At 70.5% G+C, this 4,852-nt stretch carries 3 protein-coding genes, 4 tRNA genes and 1 pseudogene; 6 read left to right on the top strand and 2 right to left on the bottom strand.

The window, feature by feature from the left end; genetic code table 11:
* From HA630_RS08025 to HA630_RS25605, 6 genes are all read left to right on the top strand, one after another.
* Positions 1-77 (top strand) — tRNA-Asp (locus HA630_RS08025).
* A 9-nt stretch (positions 78-86) separates the two neighbouring features.
* Positions 87-162, top strand: a tRNA-Ala gene (locus HA630_RS08020).
* A gap of 13 nt (positions 163-175) precedes the next feature.
* Positions 176-251, top strand: a tRNA-Glu gene (locus HA630_RS08015).
* A gap of 15 nt (positions 252-266) precedes the next feature.
* A tRNA-Asp gene (locus HA630_RS08010) sits at positions 267-343 on the top strand.
* A gap of 119 nt (positions 344-462) precedes the next feature.
* Entirely contained in the window at positions 463-1,638 is a 1,176-nt protein-coding gene (locus HA630_RS08005; RefSeq protein WP_166833958.1) for a nitrate/nitrite transporter, read from the top strand.
* Between the two features lie 95 nt (positions 1,639-1,733).
* On the top strand, positions 1,734-3,689 hold the full coding sequence (locus HA630_RS25605; RefSeq protein ID WP_166833957.1) for a methyl-accepting chemotaxis protein: 1,956 nt from the start codon (positions 1,734-1,736) through the stop codon (positions 3,687-3,689).
* A 52-nt stretch (positions 3,690-3,741) separates the two neighbouring features.
* On the opposite strand, the gene cobA is transcribed toward HA630_RS25605, so the two are convergent.
* Both cobA and HA630_RS07990 read right to left on the bottom strand, forming a co-directional pair.
* The gene (gene cobA / locus HA630_RS07995; RefSeq protein ID WP_166833956.1) at positions 3,742-4,545 is read right to left on the bottom strand and encodes a uroporphyrinogen-III C-methyltransferase; all 804 of its coding nucleotides are present in this window, start codon (positions 4,543-4,545) and stop codon (positions 3,742-3,744) included.
* 4 nt (positions 4,546-4,549) lie between these two features.
* A pseudogene (locus HA630_RS07990) lies at positions 4,550-4,852 on the bottom strand (DNA-binding protein YbiB); the annotation flags it as partial.

Genomic DNA, 4,852 nt, shown 5'->3' with positions numbered 1-4,852 from the left:
GGAGTGGTAGTTCAGTTGGTTAGAATACCGGCCTGTCACGCCGGGGGTCGCGGGTTCGAGTCCCGTCCACTCCGCCAGATTTTCGTGGGGGTATAGCTCAGCTGGGAGAGCGCTTGCATGGCATGCAAGAGGTCAGCGGTTCGATCCCGCTTACCTCCACCACGTTTCAAGGTCTGACCCTATCGTCTAGAGGCCTAGGACATCACCCTTTCACGGTGAGTACCGGGGTTCGAATCCCCGTAGGGTCGCCACCGCTTTGACCGCCAGGAGTGGTAGTTCAGTTGGTTAGAATACCGGCCTGTCACGCCGGGGGTCGCGGGTTCGAGCCCCGTCCACTCCGCCAACCCCATCAGCCGTTGCCAGTCGCAGACTCGCAGCGGTTTTTTGTTTTCTGGGCATCCACGTCGCTTGCGTGACCGCCGGCCCACCCGCCTGGGGCAGGCCTTGGCGTACAGTCCCGGCATGGATCAAGTCCCCCGCCACGTCTTGCCCGTGCTGGTGCTGGCACAGTTCGCCGGCACCTCGCTGTGGTTTGCCGTCAACGCCATCATGCCCGACCTGCAGGCCGAACTGGGCTGGCCCGACGCGGCCTTGGGGGCATTGACCTCCGCTTTGCAGTTCGGTTTCATCCTGGGCACGCTGGTGTTTGCGCTGGGCGCGGTGGCCGACCGTTACCCGGCGCGCCGGGTGTTCCTGTGGTGTTCCCTGGCCGGTGCGTTGTGCACCCTGGGGGCCTGGTGGTGGGTGCGCGACCTGCAGGCCCTGATGGCCTGGCGCTTTGCCACCGGGTTCTGCCTGGCCGGCATCTACCCGGTGGGCATGAAAATCGCTGCACAGTGGTACCGCCAGGGGCTGGGTGCGGCGCTGGGCCTGCTGATCGGTGCCCTGGTGCTGGGCTCGGCCAGCGCCCATGGCCTGCGCGCCTGGGGGCACGAACTGCCCTGGGACCGCCTGATGTGGGCCGTTTCGGCCCTGGCCGCCGGCGGTGGCCTGTTGTTGTACCTGGGCCTGGGGGAGCCGCCGGTGCGCCCCGGCGCGGCCGCGCCCCTGCGCTGGTCGGCGGTGGCCACCGTCTGGACCGACCGGCGGGTGCGCAGTTCGGTGCTCGGTTACTTCGGCCACATGTGGGAGCTGTACACCGTCTGGGTCATGGTGCCGCTGGTGCTGGCCACCCGCTTGCAAGGGGCGGCGGTGTCGCTGGCGGCCTTTGTGGTGCTGGGGGCCGGCGCCATCGGGTGCGTGGTGGGCGGGCTGTTGGTGCGGCGCTGTGGCGGGGCGCGGGTGGCCACCGCGCAACTGGCCGCCAGCGGCCTGTGCTGCCTGCTCACGCCCTGGGCCATGCAGGCGCCCGACGCGCTGTTTGGCCTGTGGCTGCTGGTCTGGGGCATCACCGTGTCCGGCGATTCGCCGCAGTTTTCGGCGCTGACCGCGCGCAACGCGCCACCGCAGGCGGTGGGCAGCGTGCTGACGCTGACCAACAGCCTCGGCTTTGCCATCTCCATCGGCAGCATCTTGCTGCACGTGGCTTGGGCGCAGCACACCCCGCTGGAGGCCGTGCTGCCGTGGCTGGCCGTGGGGCCGCTGCTGGGCCTGTGGGCGATGCGGCCGCTGCTGCGCGAGGAGCGGTTGGCCCGTTGACCGGCCTGCAGCCAGCACCGCCGCTTCGTGCGGCGTGGCGCCCCGCTTGGTACGGCGCTTGCATAGGGTGATCTGGGATAAACCGAGGAGAACTCATGGTTGGCAAATGGGGTTTGCGCGCACGGCTTTTGTTGGGGGTGGTGGGCATCGTGCTGGCGGGGTTTGCCGCCACGGTCTGGGTGGTGGCCGACCAGGCCGCCGCCACGCAGACCGAGGCCTCGCTGCGCTACACGCAGGAACTGGCCAACCGGCAGGCGGCCGACATGCGTTTGCGGCTCGAATCCGCCCTGGGCACCGTCCAGGTGCTGGCCAGCGCGCTGGGCGAACTCAAGGCGGTGGGCCAGACCGAGCGCGAAGCGGCCCACGCCATGCTGCGCGGTGTGCTGGCCGGTCACCCCGAGTTTCTGGGCGTCTGGAGCGGCTGGGAGCCCGACGCTTTCGACGGCCGCGACGCCGAACACGCGGGGCGTCCCGGCCACGACGCCAGCGGTCGCTTTGTTCCCTACTGGAACCGGGGCAGCGGGCAGTTGCTGGTCGAGCCCTTGGTCGATTACGACCAGCCCGGTGCCGGCGACTACTACCTGCTCGCCAAACAAACCGGCAAGCCGGTGTTGCTGGAGCCCTACGCCTACCAGGTGGCCGGGCAGAACATGCTGATCACCACGGTCACGGTGCCCATCCTGCACGAGGGCCGTTTCGTTGGCGTGGCCGGGGTGGACCTGGCGCTGTCGGATCTGCAGCGGGTGGTGGCGGGCATCTCGGTGCTGGGCAGCGGCAGCGCCAGCCTGATTTCGCACGGGGGCCTGTTTGTGGCCGACCACGAGGCCGAGCGGGTGGGCCATGCCATGGAGAGTGGCCCGGACTTTGAGGCGGCGCGCGCCGCGATACGGGCCGGGCTGGCGCACCAGATGGAAACCGACGACGCGACCCTGGGCCGGGTAGTGCAGGTGTACGCCCCGCTGCGGGTGGGCGCCACCGACACCCCCTGGGCCTTGCGCGCCGAGGTGCCCCGCGACCAGATGCTGCAAGGGGTGCGGCGCCTGCAGTGGACGGCCCTGGCGCTGGCGCTGTGCAGCGTGGTGGTGGTGTCCGGGGTGCTGGCGTTTGCCCTGGAGCGCATGGTGTTGCGTCCCATCGGTGGCGAACCCGCCGAGGCCGCGGCCTTGGCCGAAAGTGTGGCCCAGGGCAACCTGACCCGCACCGTGCCGGTGCGCGCGGGCGACCAGACCAGCCTGATGGCCCGGCTCGGCCACATGCAGCACAGCCTGTCGGCGGTGGTGGAGCGGGTGCGCCAGGGCGCGCAAAACGTGGCCCTGGCCAGCCACGAGATCGCACAGGGCAACCAGGACCTGTCGGGCCGCACCGAGCACCAGGCCAGTGCACTGGAGCAGACGGCTGCTTCCATGGAGGAACTCAGTGGCACCGTGCGCCAGAACGACGACACCGCGCGCCAGGCCAACCTGCTGGCCCAGGAGGCCTCGCGCGTGGCCACCGAAGGCGGCGCGGTGGTGCAGCAGGTCGTGGCCACCATGCGCGACATCCAGGGCAGTTCCAGCCAGATCGCGCAGATCATCGCCGTGATCGATGCCATCGCCTTTCAGACCAACATCCTGGCGTTGAATGCTGCCGTGGAGGCGGCCCGGGCCGGCGAGCAGGGGCGGGGGTTTGCCGTGGTGGCCAGCGAGGTGCGCGGCCTGGCCCAGCGCAGCGCCGAAGCGGCCAAGGACATCAAGCGGCTGATCGACGCCAGCGTCCAGCGGGTCGATGCCGGCACCGCGCTGGTGGACCGGGCCGGGGCCTCGATGGAGTCGGTGGTGGCGGCGGTCCGGCGCGTCACCGACCTGATGGCCGACATCGGCCGGGCCAGCAGCGAACAGAGCAGCGGCGTGCAGCAGGTGGGTCAGGCGATCACCCAGATGGACCAGGCCACGCAGCAGAACGCCGCACTGGTGGAGCAAATGGCGGCCGCCGCCACCAGCCTCCAGGGTCAGGCCGACGGCCTGGTGCAGGCGGTGTCGGTGTTTCGCTTGGCGCAGGACGCGCGCGGCTGACGGCCCGGGCGCCCGATGACGCGAGGGCCCAGGGGCGCCGTGCGGCCGCGGCTCAGGCGACCAGGGGCCAGGCGGAGGACCCGCCCGCCGCGGTGGTGCGCAGACCGACGCTGGCCAGGCCGCGCAGCACGTCACCCACCACGATGATCGAGGGGCTGCCCAGCCGGTGCGCCCCCAGCGTGGCGGTGAGCGTGCCCAAGGTGCCGCTGGCATGCCGTTGTTCGGGCAAGGTCGCGTGTTGCACGATGGCCACCGGGGTGTCTGGCGGCAGGCCGGCCAGCAGGCCCGCTTCGATGCGGGTCGCGCTGGACACGCCCATGTAGATCACCAGCGTCAACCGGGCTTGGTGGGCGCATTGGGCCAGGGCGGCCCAATCGGTGCCCGGGTCGCCGGGTTTGGCGTGACCGGTGACGAACACCACGCCGTGGGCGTGGTCGCGGTGGGTCAGCGGCACGTTCAAGGACGTGACGGCGGCCAGCCCCGAGGTGATGCCATTGATCACCTCCACCGCAATGCCTTCGCGGTGCAGGTGTTCGACCTCTTCCCCGCCCCGGCCAAACACAAAAGGATCACCGCCTTTGAGGCGCACCACGCGCTGCCCTTCGCGGGCGGCCTGGATCATGAGCTTTTCAATGAAGGCCTGGGGCGTGGAGGCACACCCGCCGCGCTTGCCGACATGCACGACGCGGGCGTTCGGGCTGGCGTGGGCCAGCACCGCGTCGTTGACGAGGTCGTCCACCAGCAGGACGGTGGCCGAGGCGATGGCTTTGACCGCTTTCAGGGTGAGCAGGTCGGGGTCGCCGGGGCCGGCACCGACGAGGACCACGGAGCCGGACGCTTGTGTGGTGGTGGACATGGTGTCAGTTCTCCAGGCAGGTGGTCGTGGTGGGCAGGGCCGAGGGGGTGGCCAAGGAGGCCAGGGCGTCGCAGATGTGGGCCACCTGCAGGGCGACTGGGGTGGGCAGCGGACGCTCGCCGGCCAGGATGGCCAGGGTGTGTTGGACGGTGGCGTCCAGGTCGTGCCCGGCGGGCAGGTCTGGTATTTGGGCCAGGCTGCCGGTCTGGGCCGCTTGCACGGTGTGCGATTGGCCGTGGTGGAACAGGTCCATCTGGGGCGTGCGCCGGGGGTCGGCCACGGGTTCGCCTTCGGTGCCGCGCAGCAG

The organism is Aquabacterium sp. A08 (assembly GCF_011742065.1).
Note: the sequence above shows the minus strand (reverse complement) of the source record. Positions and strands in the feature narration are given on the sequence as shown.

Excerpts from the sequence above, each read along its gene's own strand:
- HA630_RS25605 (WP_166833957.1), top strand. The coding sequence starts at position 1,734 with ATGGTTGGCAAATGGGGTTTGCGCGCACGGCTTTTGTTGGGGGTGGTG.
- cobA (WP_166833956.1), bottom strand. The coding sequence starts at position 4,545 with ATGTCCACCACCACACAAGCGTCCGGCTCCGTGGTCCTCGTCGGTGCC.
- HA630_RS08005 (WP_166833958.1), top strand. The coding sequence starts at position 463 with ATGGATCAAGTCCCCCGCCACGTCTTGCCCGTGCTGGTGCTGGCACAG.